This is a genomic window from Polynucleobacter sp. AP-Kolm-20A-A1 (assembly GCF_018688315.1).
Classification (GTDB): Bacteria; Pseudomonadota; Gammaproteobacteria; order Burkholderiales; family Burkholderiaceae; genus Polynucleobacter.
Genome location: NZ_CP061315.1, coordinates 572,856 through 590,958, shown reverse-complemented (window position 1 = coordinate 590,958; position 18,103 = coordinate 572,856). Strand labels below are relative to the sequence as shown.

Below are 18,103 nucleotides of genomic sequence, written 5' to 3'. Positions count from 1 at the left end.
TTAGAACATACTGTCTACATGGCCTTTCCCAATCAACTCAATGCACTCCCTCTGGCCGTTAGGCTGAAGCGAGAGCCTGCCGAACATAAAGGAAGCGCAGGTAAGGTAATGCTGATTGGCGGAGCACCCGGAATGGCGGGCGCCCTTGTCCTGGCGGGTAATGCCTGCTTGCATCTCGGTGCTGGGTGGACCATGCTAGAAATGTTAGATCCCGCATCAGCACATGCAGATATAGATCACCCGGAGCTGATGATTCGACTGGCTGATCAACCAAATGCGGTATTTAATAATGATAAGCCGGATGTCATTGCTATAGGGCCTGGCTTAGGAAAATCTGCGCTTGCAATCGCCTGGCTTCAAAGTATGCTTGCCTATCCAAATATTCCTTTGGTAATTGACGCCGATGCGTTAAATTTAATTTCAGAGTCAGAAGATTTATTGCCAGCACTGAAAAAACGTAATCAAGAATTTCCACAAATGACAGTGCTAACGCCGCACCCCGGTGAAGCCGCAAAATTACTGGAGAGCACTACAGAGCAAATTCAGTCAAATCGCGAAGGGGCGATTGAGAAGCTAGTGAACCTTACGGGATCGATTGTGGTTCTAAAAGGTCAACATACTCTGATTGCCTCACTAAACCATCCTACTGTTGTTTGTACAGAAGGAAACCCTGGCATGGGCACGGGCGGAATGGGGGACATCCTTACTGGTAGCCTTGCAGCTATTGCCGCCCAAGGAATTCGACATCATCTAAATTTATGGCAGGCCACTGGCTTAGCCGTACAACTTCATGCCAGCGCTGCAGATAGCTTAGTTAGCAAAGGGGTCGGGCCTATCGGCCTTACCCCATCTGAAACTATTTTTGAAATGAGATCTCTGCTGAATAAACTGTTATAAATCCATATGCAGTCAATCAGCAAAGCACACAATCGCAAGCCCTATCTCTATGGCATTTTGATGGCCGGAGTAGGCTCAATGCTTTTTTCAGGCAAGGCCATTTTAGTTAAGCTGGCATTTGGTTATGGTGCCAATGCTGAAACCCTTTTGGCCTTACGCATGCTAATGGCGCTCCCTATGTTTTGGGCAATATTCTGGTGGGAGTCTCGCAGAAAATCGATGAGCCCGATTACCTGGCTTGATCGTGCCAAGTTATTTTTCCTAGGGTTTTTGGGTTATTTTCTTTCTAGTTACATTGATTTCTTGGGATTGCAATATATCTCAGTTGGTCTTGAGCGTATCGTTCTATACCTAACACCAACCATTGTTTTATTAATCTCCTATTTTGTTTTAAAGAAACCAATATCACGCCTCCAGTGGTACGCCCTGATCGTCGGCTACATTGGCGTGTTTATTGTTTTTATTCAGGATGCAAGTTCTACCGGCATTAGCGCCTGGCTGGGCATGCTCCTAGTTTTTGGAAGTGCCTGCTCTTATGCAGCCTACATGATTGGCGCTGGAGAAATGGTAAAGCGCATCGGCAGTGTCCGGTTGGTTGTTCTAGCTAGCTCAGCATCTGCAGTATTGAGTGTGCTGCAATCATCCTTCCACAACCCAAACGCCATCTTTGAACAGCTCCCACAGATTTATTGGTTTAGCCTTCTCAACGCAAGTCTGTGCACCGTCATTCCGATGCTACTAATCATGATTGCCATCAATCGCATTGGCTCACCGCTGGTTGCTCAGGCCGGAATACTAGGGCCCGTCTCGACCATCTTTATGGGTTATTTAATTTTGTCTGAGCCAATTACTTGGACTCAAATTGGTGGAATGACTTTGGTTATTGCAGCGATGTGGTTGCTAGTGCGAAATGATACGCCAACAAAAAAGTCACCGGACCTCAAAAAATCCGATGACTTCGATAGTGCTGAACCCCTCAATTAAGAGGGATCAATTTACTGAACTGCTGCGTCGGCAGCTGGCTTAGATTTCTTTTTAGATTTCTTCTTTGCTTTTTTCTCAGCTTTCTTTTCTTTCTTAGCTTTCTTCTTTGCTTTTTTCTCAGCAACCTTATCAGTTGGCTCAGCAACTGGAGCTGGGGCAGCAGCAGGAACCGCTGCTGGCGCAGGAGCTGGCGCCGGATCGGCCGCCATCACTGAAACTGGAGAAATACCAATCGCTGCGGAAATAAGGGTTGCTAGACTGAGGCGAGCAATACGTGAAATCATGTAAATCTCCATGTAAGTTTGTAGATAATTTAATAATACTCAAAAATTTGAGATAAATGCTTCATTTTTAAAGGTTTCCCAATGAATGAATTTCCTCAAGACATTTTTACTGAGCCGCAGGGTTACTCGGTCAATACGTTAGAAAACCTTGGGCCGCTAGCCGGAATGGCCGGCATCTGGGAAGGTGTTCGCGGCTTAGACGTAAAACCTAAGGCTGAGGGCCCAAAGAAACAGGCTTATGTCGAGAGAATTGATCTTCAACCCATAGACCCACAAACCAATGGGCCCCAATTATTTTATGGCTTGAGGTATCACACCCATATCACCAAGCCAGATCAAGTTAAAACTTATCATGATCAAGTTGGTTACTGGCTTTGGGAGCCAGCTAACGGCAACCTGATCCATACACTCACCATTCCCCGCGGCATGACAACAATGGCATGCGGAAATGCCTTACCCACCGCCAAGGAATTTGAATTATTCGCAAAAGAAGGTGATCCTAGCGCAGGCATGTCCGCCAATCCTTTTCTCAATTACGCTTTTAGAACAGTAGAGTTTCGGATTAAGGTAAACATCAATGACGATGGCACTTGGTCATACGAGCAAGATACCGTTATGAAGATTAAGGATCAGGCGGAGTTGTTTCATCATGTCGATAACAATACCCTGCACAAGATTGGAGATGCTACGCCCAATCCACTTGCAAGATGAGTGTTAATTCTGCAATAGAAAAAGGCCATCAATTGATGGCCTTTTTTGCAATGCATATATGAAATTACGCTGGCTGTGCTTCAGTCTCAGTAATCTTTTCTAATGCAGTAGCCAAATGTCCAACCGTGCGATCCACATGGGCTAACTTCTCTAGTCCAAATAAACCAATGCGGAAGGTGCGGAAGTCAGGACGCTCGTCGCACTGCAACGGCACACCTGCTGCAGTTTGCAAACCAAGAGCGATAAACTTCTTGCCAGATTGAATATCTGGATCCTTGGTGTAGCTAACCACTACGCCCGGAGCCTGAAAGCCTTTAGCAGATACGGAGCTATAACCCTTAGAGACCAATAGGTCACGAACCTTAGTGCCTAATTCAATTTGCTTAGCTTTCAATGCTGCAAATCCAAGTGATTGAGTTTCTTTCATGACGTTGCGCAAAATCTTCAGCGCATCAGTTGGCATGGTTGTGTGATACACATGACCACCTTTTTCGTAGGCTTCCATGATCTGCAGCCACTTCTTCAGATCCATAGAAAAACTACTGCTTTGAGTTGCATCGATGCGCTCACGAGCGCGATCACCTAGCGCGATCAATGCGCAGCATGGGGAACTACTCCAGCCTTTTTGTGGCGCAGTGATTAATACATCCACATTGCAGGCCTTCATGTCCACCCACATCGCACCAGATGCGATGCAGTCCAATACAAATAAGCCATTTACGGAGCGCACTGCTTCACCAACTGCCTTGAGGTAATCATCAGGCAAGATAATGCCGGCTGAAGTTTCTACGTGAGGCGCAAATACCACCGCAGGCTTTTCTTTCTTAATGAAAGCAACAACCTCTTCAATCGGCGCTGGTGCGAATACGCCCTGAGCTGAATCTTCTAATTGATGTCCTTTAAGAACAGTCACATCACCAGTGATATTGGCTAGATCAAAAATCTGAGTCCAGCGATAGCTAAACCAACCATTGCGCAAGACTAAGCATTTTTGATTGTTAGCGAACTGACGAGCAACTGCCTCCATACCAAAAGTACCGCTACCAGGAACGATGACTGCAGAGCTAGCGTTGTAAGCATCTTTCAACACGCTGGAGATATCCACCATGACGCGTTTGAACTCTTCAGACATGTGATTTAAAGAGCGGTCGGTGTAGACAACCGAGAACTCCAACAAACCATCTGGATCAACGTTGGGGAGTAAGCCTGGCATAGTAATTTCCTAGGGATTTCAGTGATTAGCCCTAAATGATACTGATTTAAGACTTTTTCGGGGGATAGACCCAAAAACCCTGTTTAAAAGGGCATTTTTGCTGGTTTTTTAAACCTATTTGGCTGTTTTAGAAGAAATAGCGATGCCAGCAACAATTAATGCAAAAGCGAGGCCATGGAAAAGTTGAGGTGGCTCACCTAGCATCGCAGCTGATAGGAGCGCAGTAAATAAAGGTATGAAATTAGCAAAAAAGGCTGCAACCGTAGGCCCCGCCCCATTAACACCAAGACCCCAGCAGCGATAAGCAATCAAGGAGGGGCCCACTGCCACAAACACAATCAAAGAGGCAGTCCACCAATTGAGCTCTATGAAAGCATGTCCAGCCGCAATTTCAAAACCATCAAAAAATCCAGTCCACAGAAGACCTACAGTTACTTGCGCCATTAAAAATTCAGCCCATGGCCATTGACGCTCTGTACTAGCACCAGGGCGACTTAGCATCCAACTATAGAAAGCCCATAAGATGGTGGCCAACATAATCAATAGATCGCCAACTACCATTTGCATAGACAGCAAAGCCGCTAGATCGCCACGGGTAAGAACGATTCCTACGCCAAGCAAACTCACGACTGCGCCAATCATTTGCAAAATGCTCGGCTTGACTTGATAAAACACAGCGCCAATAAATAGCATCCAGATGGGCATGCTTGCACCAATCAAGGTGACGTTAATCGCAGTAGATGTTTGAAGAGCGAGATATAAGAGTACGTTGTAACTACCTACTCCAAATAAACCCAAAAGCAGGAAGCGTTTCTTGTTTTGCCACAAGGCACTTCCCGGCTTAAATACGCGCCAACCTAAGGGAAGCAAAAGTAATGCCGCTAAGCCCCAACGAACCGCGCTCAGAGTAATGGGAGAGATACTGCCCACCAATACGCGCCCAGCAATTGCATTGCCCGCCCATAAAGCTGTGGCAGTCAGCAAATAGAAAATGGTGGCGAAATTGAGTTGTTGCATTCAGCGACTTATTGGGGAAGCAGTTATTTGGGGTCCCCAAGCAAGGGATACCCTAGCATTGTAGAAACAAATCCCCGGTATTGCTAAGATAGAGCTTAAATTAAGCTTTTGTCTTAGCAAAATAGCATCAAACCGAAGGATACATTGTGGCAATCATTACCAATATAGAAGACTTGCGGGTCCTCCATCAAAAACGCACCCCCAAGATGTTCTATGACTATGCCGATTCCGGCTCATGGACCGAGTCAACCTATCGCGCCAATGAATCTGACTTTCAAAAGATTAAGTTGCGTCAGCGTGTAGCGGTCGATATGACCAATCGCACAACCAAGACAACCATGGTTGGGCAAGAAGTTGCTATGCCGGTTGCGCTTGCACCAACTGGCCTTACCGGTATGCAACATGCGGATGGCGAAATTTTGGCAGCCAAAGCGGCAGAAAAGTTTGGCGTTCCATTTTGTTTGTCGACCATGAGCATTTGCTCAATAGAAGATGTCGCAGAGCGCACCACAAAACCATTTTGGTTTCAGCTGTACGTCATGAAAGATCGCGGTTTTATTGAACGCTTGATTGAGCGCGCTAAGGCAGCTAAGTGCTCTGCACTAGTCTTGACCTTAGATCTACAAATTCTTGGCCAACGTCATAAAGACTTAAAGAATGGGCTATCTGCCCCTCCTAAGCTGACTATTGCCAACATGATCAATATGGCAACCAAGCCACGCTGGTGCCTTGGTATGGCAATGACCCCACGTAGAACCTTCCGCAATATTGTTGGTCATGCTACCGGTGTTGGCAACATGTCTTCACTCTCCTCTTGGACTGCTGAGCAATTTGATCCAGGCCTTAACTGGGGTGATGTGGAGTGGATCAAAAAACTCTGGGGCGGCAAACTGATCATCAAGGGAATCCTGGATGAAGGTGATGCGCGCCTAGCTGCAAACTCAGGAGCAGACGCATTAATTGTTTCCAACCACGGCGGCCGTCAGTTAGATGGTGCTATCTCCAGCATTCAAGCTTTACCGGGCATCGTAGAAGCCGTTGGCAAGGACATTGAAGTGTGGATGGATGGCGGTATTCGTTCAGGTCAAGATGTTCTCAAGGCTTGGGCTTTGGGTGCGCGCGGCACGATGATTGGTCGCCCATTTTTGTATGGCTTAGGCGCCATGGGTGAGGCTGGCGTTACTAAGTGCTTAGAGCTCATTCATAACGAACTGGACATCACTATGGCATTTACAGGCCATCGCGATATCCAGAATGTCACTAAAGACATCTTGTATCCAGGGACTTTTTAAATTACTCACATCCTCAACTACCCTCTTGCCGTATTTGGAATTTCTTTCCTCATCTTTGCTTTTGCCGTTTGGTTTGGGCATGCAGGACTAAGTCGCTACCGCACTAAAGATACCGAGACCTCTGAGGATCTCGGCATCATTCAGACGGCCACCTTAACCTTACTAGCCTTAATTATTGGCTTTACTTTCTCAATGGCGATTGACCGTCATGATCAGCGGGAGATTTTTGAGGAAGGCGAAGCAAACGCCATTGGAACCGAATACTTGCGGGCCGATCTTTTGCCACCCAAAGCAGCAGCCGCCACCAAGGACTTGCTACTTCAGTACGTAGATCAACGCATTTTGTTTTATTCCAAACAAAGTCCAGAAAAGATTCAAGAGATCCACAATAAAACAGATCAGCTACAAACTGCTCTTTGGAATGAAATTGTTCCAGCCGTTAGAGTGCAAGCGAACCCAGTCACGGCCTTGGTTGCTTCGGGTATGAATGATGTTCTCAACTCTCAAGGCTATGTACAAGCTGCTTGGTGGAATCGCATTCCATTTACTGCATGGGCATTAATGGCAGCAATCGCTACTTGCGCCAATCTTTTGGTTGGATTTGGTGCGCGTAATTTTGAGAAGAACGTTGGTCTATTCATGATCTTCCCTTTTGTGATCTCAGTATCTTTCTTTTTAATTGCAGATATTGACAGTCCAAGAGGTGGCGTTATCCGAATCGAAGCCAGAAACTTAGTAGCACTCAAAAATAACTTAACTCAACAGATAGACGTAGCTACCCCATCTATCAGCAAGAAATAAGCGTCACCATAAAGGCGGTCCAGATGAAACGTGTAGTAGATGTCTTTAAAAACCGCGGTCGTGAACTTGTATGGACTTACGTCATACACCTTCAGAATGATGAAGAATTCCACCCAGGACAACTGGACTTTGAAGTTGAAGCCCTACGACTGTCTCAGATAGATAAACGCGGCATGGCTAATGAGCTCAGCGCCAAAGTAAGACTCAATAACTGAGCTTAAATACCTAATTTAGGAGGTATTAGCCCTGGTATTGCTAATGTTAATGAGATTCATTATCATTTATGATGAATCCACCTAACATTGGCGCACCATGACCAGAACTAAATACCACCCCGCATCCATCTTCTTTCACTGGCTTGTTTTCTTGCTAGTCGTGGCTGCTTTTATAGTGATTGAACTCAAAGGGCAATTCCCTAAAGGGAGCGAGCCTCGCGAGCTCTGCAAAAGTGTTCATGGCGTCATTGGGCAGCTGATTTTTATAGCCATGGCACTTCGCCTAATGATCCGCTTAGGATTTGGCGTTCCTAAACCCACAAATCCAAAACCGCTATTTATTTCTCTAGCCAAGGCCATGCATTGGCTGTTGTATGCCCTTCTCCTAATATCGCCCATCTTTGGCATTTTGTATTTTCAGTACGGCGGCAAAGAAATTCACTTTTTTGGCTTGGTATGGCCTCAACTGGTAACCCCTGATCCACAGATGAAAAAAGTGGTTGAAGGTATACATGAGTTTCTAGGGAACTCACTCTACGTATTAATTGGCATTCATGCTTTAGCAGGCTTATGGCAACATTACGTTATCAAGGACAATACACTTCGTCGTATGTTAAATAAAGCAAATGTTTAACCAAATCTGGAGCAATCGATAAATGAAGCCGCTTTCTAAAAAAGCCAAGATGGCAGTTGGCTGGACGGTCCTAATGACCGTGGTTGGAACCGCCATGCTGCATCAGTGGCAGTTTTTTGCTATGGGCTGCGCATCTCTTGCGATGTTGCTTGTAGCAAACCACTATGGACTCTTGAAAGATCCAGAAGACAAAAAATAAACCCCGCCTGATTTAGGGGCGAGGTTTATTAATCTCCATCCCAGAATAAAAAATTCCGGGGTCACGCATTAAAGGCTAGGGTAGTCGGTATAACCCACTTCATTGCCGCCGTAAAAAGTAGCGCGATTGTATGCATTAATATCGGCACCCTTTTGGAAACGCTCCGCCAAATCTGGATTAGAAATATACAAACGTCCATAAGCCACCGCATCGGCCAAACCATCTTCCAGCACTTTTTCACCCATGACCTGATCATAACCACCGGCGGTGATAAATTTACCTTGATAAGCAGCGCGGAACATTTCTGATGTGATTGGAGCGCCTTCATTTACTTGATCACCGCCACCCGCACTTGTAGAACGCGGCTCAATCATATGCACATAGGCTAAGTTGAAGCCATTCAACTTCTGAATTGCAGTGGTGAATAAGGCTACTGGATCACTATCACTCATATCGTTAAAAGTACCGTACGGGGAAAGGCGCACCCCTACTCGGTCGCTTGCGAATACTTTAGTTACCGCTTCAATGACCTGACCCAATAGGCGCAAGCGATTTTCAATCGACCCACCATATTCATCTGTACGTTGATTGGTTTTGTCTTGCAAGAACTGATCCAACAAGTAGCCATTGGCGGAGTGAATTTCAATACCATCAAATCCTGCAGCTTTTGCATTCTGAGCAGCGGCTTCAAACTCCTTGAGCAAACGGGCAATATCTTGCTGACTCATCACTTTTGGAGTCTCATAGTCATGCAGCTTCCAATCGGCACCGTAAGTTTGACCAGCCGCAGCTATTGCCGAAGGCGCCTCAGGAATGCCCTGCTCTGGATGCAAGGAAGAATGGGAAATGCGTCCTACATGCCATAACTGTGCAACGATCGAACCGCCCTTGGCATGAACCGCCTCAACGATTTCTTTCCATACTGCAGTTTGTTCTGCAGAATAAATTCCAGGAGTTGCTGGGTAGCCTTTACCCAACGGAGAAATTTGTGTAGCTTCAGTAATGATCAAACCAGCGCCAGCACGTTGTGCGTAGTATGTTTTAGCCAATGGGTTTGGCACATCACCACCAACTGCACGCATTCTAGTGAGTGGCGCCATCACTAAACGATTTTTTAATTGAATGGATCCGAGACTAACCGGGGTGAACATGATTTCTTTGCCTGACATTTGCTGCCTTTTATATAAGTAATAAATGAGATGGGTGACTGTAACAAGAATTGGTTAATTTTGCTGAGCAAGAGACTCGATTAAGCCGCGCCAAATTGCTCGCGTATGCAGTCAGCCAGCGCATTGAATTCTTGAGTATGTGCGGTAGATGGTCGAGCAACCAATGCGATGACTCTTTTAGGCGCTGGTTCAGCTAACGCTTTTGCAACCAATTCAGAGTTATTTAATAAACTGCTTTTGACCGCCATCCCTGGAAGCAATGCAATCCCCAGGCCAGACTCAACCATCTGCAATAGGGTTAGCAGACTGGTTGCCTCTAAGCCTTCCGCCTTCCGAATATCTGCGCGCTTACAGGCTTGCAAACTATGCTCTCGTAAGCAGTGTCCTTCTTCTAGTAACAGGAGTCGTTCAGCCATCTTGGCAGGTAAGGTAACTTCTTTTCCTTTTAAAGCAGGATCACCTTCTTTAGCAACCAACCAAAAATGATCATCAAATAATTCCTGCACTAGCAGACCACTTACGTCATACGGTAAAGCAATCAATGCAAAGTCCAATTTATGCTCAGCCAGTCTTGATAGCAGGTTTGCTGTTAAATCCTCCCTGAGGGTAACCTTGAGTTCTGGAAAGCGTTTACGAATTTCTGGCAAAACAGTTGGCAGCAAGAACGGGGCGATAGTTGGAATAACGCCTAGGCGAATAGTTGCAGTCATCGGCTTGCCAGTTGCACCCGCATACTCAACCAAATCTTCTGATGCCGCCAAAATAAGCTTGGCGCGCTCAAGGACCTCTAACCCTACTGGAGTGATAGAAACATTTTGGCGATCGCGTTCTACCAAATGAATTCCCAAGGCATCCTCTAGCTCTTTTAAGCCCGCACTCAAAGTGGACTGCCCAACAAAACAGGCTTGAGCTGCTCGTGTGAAGTTAAGTTCTTTAGCCAGAGCTACGAAATACCCCAACTGCCTTAATGACGGTAGATAGGCCATGTACCCTCCATTATCGATTTATTAGATAAATACTATCACAATGATTTATTGGACCGATAAATAAATAAGGCGCACACTGCATACATGGTTGAGAAAACAAGCAACACGACTCAACAAACTGTATTTAATAGATAAAGGAATCAAAATGGCACGCCCAGAAATTAAAACCATCCAAAACTTAGAATCCGCCCTTGCTGGTGAATCTATGGCTCACATTAAGTATCGCTACTTTGCTAAATTAGCTCGCGCCGCTGGAGACGAAGAAACGGCCAAGATTTTTGAAGCAACCGCAGACCAAGAGGTAATGCATGCTTTCGGCCACTTGGATTTGCTCTACCCAGCAAATACGATCACTCCGGCACGCGCCTTGGAAATTGCTATTGAAGGCGAAACCTATGAATACACAGAAATGTATCCATCGTTTCGCAAAACCGCAGTCGAAGAAGGTAACGCTGCAGTTATCGCAGAGATTGATGAGCAAATTGCTGAATCAAAAGAGCACGCTGAGCAATTCCAAGCAGTATTGGCAAAGGCGGCAAAGCGCTTCGCAGCACTAGCGAATGTGGAAGAGCGCCATGCAAACCACTATAAGCAGGCCTTGGAAAAAGCAAAGGTTTTTGCGGCTCAATAAGAGTGCCGCAGAAATAATTAGAAATTAAATTTAAAATTCACACATCATTTAAGGAATCAATATGAAAACTTGGCAATGTATCGTATGCGGCTATATCTATGACGAAGCAAAAGGAATCCCAGAAGATGGCATTCCGGCAGGAACAGTCTGGGCAGATGTGCCTGAAGACTGGGAATGCCCTGACTGCGGAGTAGCTAAAGCCGATTTTGAGATGGTTCAGGTAAGCTAAGGCCAATTCAATACCCTTTTACCCCTTTACCCTTTTACCCGTTCACTACTCGTTATTTTGGAGAGCCCAGCTTTGGATCAAACTACCCCTCAATCTCAATCCGCAATCGTCATTATTGGTAGCGGATTGGCTGGCTATACCGTTATCCGTGAAATCCGGAAGCTAGATAAAACGGCTCCAATCACCTTAGTGACTCGAGAGCCTGGATATTTTTATTCCAAACCAATGCTCTCCACCGCGCTTGCAAGCAAAAAGGAAGCTGCGCAACTTATCTCTACTCCCGCTGATGGTATGGCAGCTCAACTTGAGATGACCGTGTTGGCTGAGTGCGATGTCAGCGCAATAGATACAAAGTCGCAAACTTTGCAGACCACCAAGGGTGTAGTGCCTTATGGAAAATTGGTCTTAGCTTTAGGCGCTGATCAAATTCGTCTACCGCTACAAGGCAATGCCGCAAGTGAGGTAATCACCGTCAATGACCTTGAAGACTATGCGCAGTTTAGAACGGCAATCGCTGGTAAGAAAAAAGTAGCCATTCTAGGTGCCGGCCTGATTGGCTGCGAATTTGCCAACGACCTTTCATTGGGGGGTTACGCAGTTGATGTCATTGATTTGGCCCCACAGGCCTTAGGTCGCCTACTTCCTGAAGCTGCAGCACTAGAACTGCAAGAGAAATTAAGTGCTGCTGGCGTCAATTGGCATCTCTCTACAACCGTTCAGACGATTGATCGCCAGGGAGATTCCCTGCAAGTTACATTAGCAAACGGCAATACCTTTGCTTGTGATGTATTTTTGTCGGCTGTCGGCCTAAAGCCCAGAATTGATTTAGCTAAAGCAAGCGGCATCAGCACTGGACTTGGTATTCAAGTAAATCGTGAACTTGAAACCAATATTAAAAATATCTTTGCAATTGGGGATTGCGCAGAGGTTGAAGGTTTAGTGTTGCCATACGTCATGCCGATCATGCAAGCAGCAAGAGCATTGGCGCCCACTTTAATAGGAAACGCAACTGCACTCACCTACCCTGCAATGCCGGTCATGGTGAAAACTCCAGCCTTAGCAACGGTAGTGTCTCCACCAGCGAAAGGTGCTGAAGGTAATTGGACAACAACGCCGGTTGAAGGCGGCCTCGAGGCTCGCTTTGAATCTGCAGATGGCAAGTTGTTAGGCTTTGCATTAATGGGTACAGCTACTGCGCAACGCGGTGCATTAACGAAAGAATTGCCAGCCATTCTGGCTTAACACCTTCCCCGACTTCCTCGCTACACCCATCCCTGTGATTTACTGCTACAGGGAAACAAAAAGGCCCGCATAGCGGGCCTTTTATTTACTTGGCTACGGGTGATTATGAAACGATCACGAACCAAGTAGTGTTGTGTGATTGAGCAACCATCAAGAACAACATTGGCACTGACAACAATGTGTTCAAACGGGATGTCAACATCGCAACGCGAGCAGATTTTGCTTTTACGTCAGCTTCAACAGCAACGATGCCAAGAGCACGCTTCTGATTTGGCCAAATAATGAACCAAACGTTGAAGGCCATTACCAAGGCAATCCACATACCCAAACCAATTGCACGGAATGGAGCTTGCAATGTGAAGGCTTGATGCAGGTAACCACTCAATGCAGCAACAATTAAACCAGTTACAACAGTAAACAATGCTGCGTAACGGAACCAGAACAATGCTGCTGGAGCAATCACTTTTCCAATCGCTGGCTTTTGTTCGTCAGGAATTTTTGGCATAGAAGGAATTTGCACAAAGTTAAAGTACCAGAGCAAACCAATCCACATTACACCGAACATCACATGCAACCAACGGAATACGAATGGGAGTTCAGCAGAGCTAAAGTTGCCGCCCAAAGCCAAAATAATTAAAACGAGGAGGACAAAACCCGCAAAAACGGTACGCCCTAAAGAGGTCAAGATTGAAGCCATGAAAGGATCTCCTATGAGTAATAATGGGTCTAACTATAAACGATTCTGTTGATTTTGTTTGTTCGCACTAAAGGTCTGGCGCCTATTATTGAGCCGTCCAGCCGCCATCCATATTCCAGGCCACACCACGTACTTCAGAAGCATCTGGACCGCATAGGAATACCGCTAAAGCAGCCAATTGCTCAGGGCTTACAAACTCGCCTGATGGCTGCTTCTCAGAAACCAAGGCAGTCTTTGCGGCTTCATTGGAAATGCCTTCACGCTCTGCGCGAGCATCTACCTGCTTCTGAACCAAGGGCGTCAGGACCCAGCCAGGGCAAATTGCATTACAGGTAATACCAGTGCGTGCATTTTCTAAGGCAGTGACTTTGGTTAAACCAACAATGCCATGCTTGGCGGCAACGTAAGCAGCCTTCTGTGTGGAGGCAACCAAGCCATGCACGGAAGCTATATTAATAATGCGACCCCAGTTGCGTTTCTGCATTCCAGGCAATGCATGATGTGTTGTATGAAACGCGGAGCTTAAGTTAATTGCAATGATGGCATCCCACTTATCAGTCGGGAAGTCTTCAATATTAGATGTGTATTGAATACCAGCGTTATTCACCAAAATATCAAGTGAGCCAAAACGTTTTTCAGTTTGTTTGATAAGGTCTTCGATTTCAGCTGGCTTGCTCATATCGGCGCCGTGGTAATCCACCTCTACGCCACAAGCTTTGATTTTGGCGATAGCTTCATCTTTTTCACCAAAACCATTGACCATGATATTGACGCCCTGCTTTGCCAATGCAATTGCCATCCCCAAACCAATGCCGCTAGTTGAGCCAGTGACTAAAGCAGTTTTACCTTTTAATGTGGACATATCTATTTACCGTATCAAGTTAACCAGAGGGGCTCCAAACCAAATTGCAGGGCCCAAAACTTGATGTTACAGGATGTCCTGACCCATCCCGGGAGCTTGCGCACCGGGATGGTCGCAACCCTCTAGAAATTAGATTTTCTTGAGGGCACGCAGGATTTTTTCACAGGTAATAGGCTGATCAAAAACGCTTGCATTAAATGGAGCCAAAGCATCATTGATTGCATTTTGAACTGCGCCTGGGGCGCCAGCTGTTCCAGCCTCTCCCGCACCCTTTGCACCCAATTTAGAAGATTGGGTTGGAGTCTCAACGTGAGCAACTTCAATGTCTGGCATTTCATTAGCCATCGGCACCAAGTAGTCAGCCATACTACCGTTGCGAAGCAAGCCGCTCTCGTCGTAGAGGCACTCTTCAAACAGAACACCGCCAATACCCTGAACAATAGCGCCGCGCACTTGCTCGTTCACCAGCATCGGGTTAATCACTCGACCGCAATCTTCAACCGCCCAATGCTTCAAGAGTTTTACAAAACCCGTTTCTGGATCAACCTCAACATAAGAAGCTTGAACGCCATTTGTAAAGATGAATGGGTAATCTTTTTGAGTGTAATGACGGGTCACCATGAGATCCGCAGAAAAACCTGCTGGCAAAGTATCGGTGCGGAAATAACCCACTCTTCCCACTTCACTAAATGGCAACAACTGCTCACCAGTGGCCTTATCTAAGATATACCCGCGACGTGCAATCAACTCCGCCACAGGCCGATTAAGGATGGCGCCTGCCAGCTTTAATATATTTTCTTGTAGCGCTTGAGCAGCCAAGAGCACCGCCTCACCACCCACGCCAGCACCACGGGATGCCCAGGTACCACCACCATAAGGTGTGACATCGGTGTCGCCAGTAACAATGCGCACTTGATCAATGGAAACGCCTACTGCATCAGCAGCAATTTGAGTGTAGATACCTTCAGTGCCTTGCCCTTGTTCACCCACACCAATTAATACAGAGACCACACCGCTAGGGTCCATGCGAACAGTAGCGCCATCCTGAGAAGCAATACGCGCACCGCCCACTCCATAGAACGCAGGACTTGGATTGGTTAACTCAATGAGCGTCGCAAATCCAATGCCACGATAAATACCTTTCTTACGTAACTCAGCCTGCTCTTTGCGCAATGCTGAATAGTCCATCATTTTTTCAATAGTTCGCAAGCACTGCTCATGTGACAAAACTTCTAATTTGATTCCAGAAATTCCGGAGCAAGGGTATGCATCGTCCGGAATGACATTACGCTTACGAAACTCCAATGGATCCATCTGCAATTTCTGCGCAGCCAAATCTACCAGGCCCTCAGTAACAGCGCAGGCAATTGGATGACCTACCCCACGGTACTGACAAGTTGGGGTTTTATTCTGAAAAACTACATTTAAGTGGGCGCGATAGTTCTGGTGCTTATAAGGACCACCAACCAAGTTCACCACCTGATTACCTTCAATAGCACTGGTTCTAGGGAACATGGAGTAAGGGCCGATAGCCGTTAAGTCATCAATCTCAAAGGCCAAGATGTCCCCTGCCTTATTGGCAGCAATTCGACCTTTAATGCGATGCTCGCGTGCATGAATATCACTCGTAAATGACTCAAGGCGGTCCGCAACAAACTTCACTGGGCGCTCGAGCATCATTGCTAAGCCTACGGTTGCAAAGTCATCTGGATATGCGTGAACTTTAATGCCAAAAGATCCACCTACATCTTTACAGATCACATGCACATCAGACTCGGATAATCCAAACTGACGACAATACAAATCCTGCATCATGTGCGGGGCTTGTTGCGAGTGATAAACAGTTAAGCGTCGATCGCCTGGGTTGTAGTCAGCAATTTGACAGCGTGGCTCAAGCGTTACTCCGGTATGACGTCCAAATCCAAAAGTAGCTTCCGCAACCACATCGGCCGTTGCGAATACTTCATCTACATTACCGACATCCAGGCTGCGGGTAAAACATAAATTGTCGCCAAGCTCTGGATGAATTAAGGGAGTATCTGCATCGAGTGCAGTTTCCATAGAAACAACCGCAGGCAACTCTTCCCACTCAACATCAATATGCTGAAGCGCGTCTTCTGCTTGCGCTCTGGTTTCTGCAACAACTGCTACAACTGGCTCACCCTGCCAACAAGCGCGATCAATTGCTAAAGCATGCTGAGGGGCAGACTTCATGCCAGCCAAATGGCCCAGGGTTGCTACCCAAGGCTTACAAATTTTTGCCATTTGCACGCCATCTACGACTGCAAGCACGCCAGGCATCTTGCTAGCATGCTCTGTATGAATCTTGCCAATCTTCATGTGTGCAACGGGGGAGCGCCAATAAACAACATGCCCCATACGCGGCAACTGAATATCATCAATGTAAGTGCCCTGACCTTCAAGCAGGCGACGAGCACCATGTCTTGGTTCACTATTGCCGATATAGCGCTGATCGTTTGTTACGGGATCCAGAACCATTCCCTTCAAATCACTTGGCTTATTCATAATGCGTTCCCTAATACCTTAAGCGTTAGCAACGACAGGTTTAATTTTTTGACCCTTTGCACGGGCATCCAATACATCCACGATGGCATCTACGATTGAGTGATATCCAGTACAGCGGCAGTAATTTCCAGAAATCCATTCGCGCACTTGTTCGCGCGTTGCCTTTGGTTGCTGCTCGATTAACTCAGCAGCGGCCAACAACATGCCAGAAGAGCAGAAGCCACACTGCATCGCATTGTGGCGCATGAAGGATTCTTGTAGATCGGTCAAGGTGCCGTTTTTAGTAAGCCCCTCAACCGTTTCGACCACGCTACCATCTGCTTGAACCGCCAAAAAGAGGCATCCACGAATAATTTGCCCATCCACCTTGACGGTGCAAGCACCACATGCGCCCTGCTCGCAGCCCAAATGAGGCCCCTTTAAATGCAGATCTTCACGCAAGAAGTCTACGAGATGCCTACGCGGCTCAACTTCTGCATTTATAAGCTGACCATTAACGGTCATTGAAATTTTTTTCTTCAAACTCATTCTGATCTCCGAATTCTTTTATCGATAATTGCCGCTTGAGTTTTAAGCACTCATGTGCTTGAGACCACGCTCAAGCAATACACCGATTAAATGTTGTTTAGCTTCAGCGCTATTGGTGATATCTGCAATTGCTTCGATTTCAGCGCGCGCAGCCGCTACCGCCTTAGCAATCAACTCATCACTCAACTTTTGACCATTCACCAAGTCTTGTGCTTTTTTGGCCATGACTGGAGTGGCCCCAACAGAGAAGAATGTGAAAGCGCAATTACTTAAAACATCGCCTTGCTTTTGAGCAACTGCTGCAAGTCCTGCAACTGCATAATCACCATGACGCCTTGCAAGTTCATGAAAGTAAAAAACCTCTTGCTTACTTGCAAGTGGAATTTCAGTAGCTACTAAAATTTCATCCGGCTCTAAAGAGGTTGTATATAGATCAATAAAGAAATCACTTGCAGATATACGACGCTCGCCTGCAGGGCCATGAATAATCATCGTAGCCCGCAGAGCCAGGCTGCAGGCAGGCCATTCAGCCGCGGGATCCCCGTAGGCCAAGGATCCGCCCCAGGTTCCTAAATTGCGTATAGCACGATGTGCGATGTGGGGAGCGGCTGCTTTTAATAGCGGCGCATGTTTTGCCACCAGCTCTGAATCTTCAATTTCAGTATGGGTTACAAGCGCCCCGATGCGCAAGCTATCGCCAACAACAGAAATTCCCTTGAGTTCAGCAATATCTGTGATGTCAATCAAAACACTAGGCTCAGACAAGCGCATATTGAGTGTTGCCAATAAAGTTTGTCCGCCTGCAATTAAGCGCGCATCCTCACCAGCCTCTTCAAGCAAAGATAAGGCTTCTTGCAAGGCCTTTGGCTTTACATAATCAAATGCTGCAGATTTCATTACGTCTCCTCCACCACCAATGTATTTAGCTTTTATAGCTTTTTATTTTTTGCACTACTTTTTACTGCTACCGCTTTTTATAGTTTTAT

Annotated in this window: 21 protein-coding genes; 11 read left to right on the top strand and 10 right to left on the bottom strand. The window is 46.4% G+C overall.

Annotated features, from left to right (window positions below; genetic code table 11):
- Positions 1-18 precede the first annotated feature (18 nt).
- Both C2745_RS03145 and C2745_RS03140 read left to right on the top strand, forming a co-directional pair.
- Complete coding sequence (locus tag C2745_RS03145; protein WP_215384996.1) at positions 19-897, top strand: NAD(P)H-hydrate dehydratase; 879 nt, start codon at positions 19-21, stop codon at positions 895-897.
- Positions 898-903: 6 nt separating this feature from the next.
- Positions 904-1,881 carry a DMT family transporter gene (locus C2745_RS03140; protein ID WP_215384994.1) on the top strand — a complete coding sequence of 326 codons (978 nt, stop codon included), beginning with the start codon at positions 904-906 and terminating at the stop codon, positions 1,879-1,881.
- 11 nt (positions 1,882-1,892) lie between these two features.
- Here C2745_RS03140 and C2745_RS03135 read toward each other — a convergent pair whose 3' ends face one another.
- The gene (locus C2745_RS03135) at positions 1,893-2,165 is read right to left on the bottom strand and encodes a protein tyrosine phosphatase (protein WP_215384992.1); all 273 of its coding nucleotides are present in this window, start codon (positions 2,163-2,165) and stop codon (positions 1,893-1,895) included.
- 81 nt (positions 2,166-2,246) lie between these two features.
- Here C2745_RS03135 and C2745_RS03130 point away from each other — a divergent pair, with 81 nt between their 5' ends.
- Positions 2,247-2,876: an FABP family protein gene (locus tag C2745_RS03130; protein ID WP_215384990.1), complete on the top strand. Its 630-nt coding sequence runs from the start codon at positions 2,247-2,249 to the stop codon at positions 2,874-2,876.
- 64 nt (positions 2,877-2,940) lie between these two features.
- Here the strand turns inward: C2745_RS03130 and C2745_RS03125 are convergent, their stop codons facing one another.
- Together C2745_RS03125 and C2745_RS03120 are read right to left on the bottom strand one after the other, a co-directional pair.
- Entirely contained in the window at positions 2,941-4,089 is a 1,149-nt protein-coding gene (locus C2745_RS03125; RefSeq protein ID WP_215384988.1) for an aminotransferase class V-fold PLP-dependent enzyme, read from the bottom strand.
- Between the two features lie 114 nt (positions 4,090-4,203).
- Complete coding sequence (locus C2745_RS03120; protein WP_215384986.1) at positions 4,204-5,106, bottom strand: DMT family transporter; 903 nt, start codon at positions 5,104-5,106, stop codon at positions 4,204-4,206.
- A 146-nt stretch (positions 5,107-5,252) separates the two neighbouring features.
- Between C2745_RS03120 and C2745_RS03115 the strand changes: the two genes are divergently transcribed.
- The 5 genes from C2745_RS03115 (at position 5,253) to C2745_RS03095 (ending at position 8,247) form a co-directional block, all read left to right on the top strand.
- Complete coding sequence (locus tag C2745_RS03115; protein ID WP_215384984.1) at positions 5,253-6,398, top strand: alpha-hydroxy acid oxidase; 1,146 nt, start codon at positions 5,253-5,255, stop codon at positions 6,396-6,398.
- A 192-nt stretch (positions 6,399-6,590) separates the two neighbouring features.
- Positions 6,591-7,199 (top strand): hypothetical protein, encoded by a 609-nt coding sequence (locus C2745_RS03110; protein ID WP_251368377.1) that lies wholly within the window; start codon positions 6,591-6,593, stop codon positions 7,197-7,199.
- 23 nt (positions 7,200-7,222) lie between these two features.
- Positions 7,223-7,414: a hypothetical protein gene (locus C2745_RS03105; RefSeq protein WP_215384982.1), complete on the top strand. Its 192-nt coding sequence runs from the start codon at positions 7,223-7,225 to the stop codon at positions 7,412-7,414.
- A gap of 97 nt (positions 7,415-7,511) precedes the next feature.
- Entirely contained in the window at positions 7,512-8,048 is a 537-nt protein-coding gene (locus C2745_RS03100; RefSeq protein WP_215384980.1) for a cytochrome b, read from the top strand.
- 22 nt (positions 8,049-8,070) lie between these two features.
- The gene (locus tag C2745_RS03095) at positions 8,071-8,247 is read left to right on the top strand and encodes a hypothetical protein (protein ID WP_215384978.1); all 177 of its coding nucleotides are present in this window, start codon (positions 8,071-8,073) and stop codon (positions 8,245-8,247) included.
- Positions 8,248-8,315: 68 nt separating this feature from the next.
- Here the strand turns inward: C2745_RS03095 and C2745_RS03090 are convergent, their stop codons facing one another.
- Positions 8,316-9,416, bottom strand: a complete 1,101-nt coding sequence (locus C2745_RS03090; RefSeq protein ID WP_215384976.1) for an alkene reductase — start codon at positions 9,414-9,416, stop codon at positions 8,316-8,318.
- An 80-nt stretch (positions 9,417-9,496) separates the two neighbouring features.
- The gene (locus C2745_RS03085) at positions 9,497-10,402 is read right to left on the bottom strand and encodes a hydrogen peroxide-inducible genes activator (RefSeq protein WP_215384974.1); all 906 of its coding nucleotides are present in this window, start codon (positions 10,400-10,402) and stop codon (positions 9,497-9,499) included.
- Between the two features lie 145 nt (positions 10,403-10,547).
- Between C2745_RS03085 and C2745_RS03080 the strand changes: the two genes are divergently transcribed.
- The 3 genes from C2745_RS03080 (at position 10,548) to C2745_RS03070 (ending at position 12,504) form a co-directional block, all read left to right on the top strand.
- Positions 10,548-11,033, top strand: a complete 486-nt coding sequence (locus tag C2745_RS03080; RefSeq protein ID WP_215384972.1) for a rubrerythrin family protein — start codon at positions 10,548-10,550, stop codon at positions 11,031-11,033.
- Between the two features lie 61 nt (positions 11,034-11,094).
- Positions 11,095-11,262 (top strand): rubredoxin, encoded by a 168-nt coding sequence (locus C2745_RS03075; RefSeq protein ID WP_251368375.1) that lies wholly within the window; start codon positions 11,095-11,097, stop codon positions 11,260-11,262.
- Between the two features lie 72 nt (positions 11,263-11,334).
- Complete coding sequence (locus tag C2745_RS03070; protein WP_215384970.1) at positions 11,335-12,504, top strand: NAD(P)/FAD-dependent oxidoreductase; 1,170 nt, start codon at positions 11,335-11,337, stop codon at positions 12,502-12,504.
- 103 nt (positions 12,505-12,607) lie between these two features.
- Here the strand turns inward: C2745_RS03070 and C2745_RS03065 are convergent, their stop codons facing one another.
- The 5 genes from C2745_RS03065 to C2745_RS03045 all read right to left on the bottom strand — a co-directional run bounded on the left by C2745_RS03065 (position 12,608) and on the right by C2745_RS03045 (position 18,014).
- On the bottom strand, positions 12,608-13,201 hold the full coding sequence (locus C2745_RS03065; protein ID WP_215384968.1) for a urate hydroxylase PuuD: 594 nt from the start codon (positions 13,199-13,201) through the stop codon (positions 12,608-12,610).
- Between the two features lie 85 nt (positions 13,202-13,286).
- Positions 13,287-14,063 carry a 3-hydroxybutyrate dehydrogenase gene (locus C2745_RS03060; RefSeq protein WP_215384966.1) on the bottom strand — a complete coding sequence of 259 codons (777 nt, stop codon included), beginning with the start codon at positions 14,061-14,063 and terminating at the stop codon, positions 13,287-13,289.
- A 129-nt stretch (positions 14,064-14,192) separates the two neighbouring features.
- Positions 14,193-16,589, bottom strand: a complete 2,397-nt coding sequence (locus tag C2745_RS03055; protein WP_215384965.1) for a xanthine dehydrogenase family protein molybdopterin-binding subunit — start codon at positions 16,587-16,589, stop codon at positions 14,193-14,195.
- Positions 16,590-16,607: 18 nt separating this feature from the next.
- Complete coding sequence (locus C2745_RS03050; protein WP_215384963.1) at positions 16,608-17,117, bottom strand: (2Fe-2S)-binding protein; 510 nt, start codon at positions 17,115-17,117, stop codon at positions 16,608-16,610.
- A 42-nt stretch (positions 17,118-17,159) separates the two neighbouring features.
- Positions 17,160-18,014, bottom strand: coding sequence for a xanthine dehydrogenase family protein subunit M (locus tag C2745_RS03045; protein WP_215384961.1), 855 nt, complete (start codon positions 18,012-18,014; stop codon positions 17,160-17,162).
- Positions 18,015-18,103: the final 89 nt, after the last annotated feature.

Coding starts and splice junctions, on each gene's coding strand:
- C2745_RS03145 (WP_215384996.1), top strand. CDS start 19: ATGGCCTTTCCCAATCAACTCAATGCACTCCCTCTGGCCGTTAGGCTG.
- C2745_RS03140 (WP_215384994.1), top strand. CDS start 904: ATGCAGTCAATCAGCAAAGCACACAATCGCAAGCCCTATCTCTATGGC.
- C2745_RS03135 (WP_215384992.1), bottom strand. CDS start 2,165: ATGATTTCACGTATTGCTCGCCTCAGTCTAGCAACCCTTATTTCCGCA.
- C2745_RS03130 (WP_215384990.1), top strand. CDS start 2,247: ATGAATGAATTTCCTCAAGACATTTTTACTGAGCCGCAGGGTTACTCG.
- C2745_RS03125 (WP_215384988.1), bottom strand. CDS start 4,089: ATGCCAGGCTTACTCCCCAACGTTGATCCAGATGGTTTGTTGGAGTTC.
- C2745_RS03120 (WP_215384986.1), bottom strand. CDS start 5,106: ATGCAACAACTCAATTTCGCCACCATTTTCTATTTGCTGACTGCCACA.
- C2745_RS03110 (WP_251368377.1), top strand. CDS start 6,591: ATGGCGATTGACCGTCATGATCAGCGGGAGATTTTTGAGGAAGGCGAA.
- C2745_RS03105 (WP_215384982.1), top strand. CDS start 7,223: ATGAAACGTGTAGTAGATGTCTTTAAAAACCGCGGTCGTGAACTTGTA.
- C2745_RS03100 (WP_215384980.1), top strand. CDS start 7,512: ATGACCAGAACTAAATACCACCCCGCATCCATCTTCTTTCACTGGCTT.
- C2745_RS03095 (WP_215384978.1), top strand. CDS start 8,071: ATGAAGCCGCTTTCTAAAAAAGCCAAGATGGCAGTTGGCTGGACGGTC.
- C2745_RS03090 (WP_215384976.1), bottom strand. CDS start 9,416: ATGTCAGGCAAAGAAATCATGTTCACCCCGGTTAGTCTCGGATCCATT.
- C2745_RS03085 (WP_215384974.1), bottom strand. CDS start 10,402: ATGGCCTATCTACCGTCATTAAGGCAGTTGGGGTATTTCGTAGCTCTG.
- C2745_RS03080 (WP_215384972.1), top strand. CDS start 10,548: ATGGCACGCCCAGAAATTAAAACCATCCAAAACTTAGAATCCGCCCTT.
- C2745_RS03075 (WP_251368375.1), top strand. CDS start 11,095: ATGAAAACTTGGCAATGTATCGTATGCGGCTATATCTATGACGAAGCA.
- C2745_RS03065 (WP_215384968.1), bottom strand. CDS start 13,201: ATGGCTTCAATCTTGACCTCTTTAGGGCGTACCGTTTTTGCGGGTTTT.
- C2745_RS03060 (WP_215384966.1), bottom strand. CDS start 14,063: ATGTCCACATTAAAAGGTAAAACTGCTTTAGTCACTGGCTCAACTAGC.
- C2745_RS03055 (WP_215384965.1), bottom strand. CDS start 16,589: ATGAATAAGCCAAGTGATTTGAAGGGAATGGTTCTGGATCCCGTAACA.
- C2745_RS03050 (WP_215384963.1), bottom strand. CDS start 17,117: ATGAGTTTGAAGAAAAAAATTTCAATGACCGTTAATGGTCAGCTTATA.
- C2745_RS03045 (WP_215384961.1), bottom strand. CDS start 18,014: ATGAAATCTGCAGCATTTGATTATGTAAAGCCAAAGGCCTTGCAAGAA.